The organism is Arthrobacter sp. AL05 (assembly GCF_029960715.1).
Taxonomy (GTDB): domain Bacteria; phylum Actinomycetota; class Actinomycetes; order Actinomycetales; family Micrococcaceae; genus Arthrobacter.
The window spans coordinates 1-308 of the sequence record NZ_JASBRC010000065.1; the positions used below are offsets into that span (position 1 = coordinate 1).

Genomic DNA, 308 nt, shown 5'->3' on the forward strand with positions numbered 1-308 from the left:
TGATCATAGCGACCTTGATGCCGCGGTCCTGCAGGGCTTTGACGGCCTGGCGGGATTCGGTGCGGACGGCGTCCTCGAGGCTCACGGCCCCCAGGATCCTTTGCCCGTCAATGATGTGCAGCACGGCTGCGCCACGGTCCATCCACGCCCCGGTGGCGGCGGCCAATGATTTCGGTTCGTGGGCTTCGAGGTCACGGAGCAGTGCCGGGCCGCCGACGTGGATGGTCCTGCCGTCGACCGTGGCGCGGACACCGCGGCCGGTCATGGACGAAAATCCGGACGCCGCTGGAATCGTCAGGTTCTGCTCC

The 308-nt window shown here is 67.5% G+C and carries 1 pseudogene; it reads right to left on the minus strand.

The window, feature by feature from the left end:
* Positions 1–308: pseudogene (locus tag QK287_RS18560) on the minus strand (HAD family hydrolase); the annotation flags it as partial.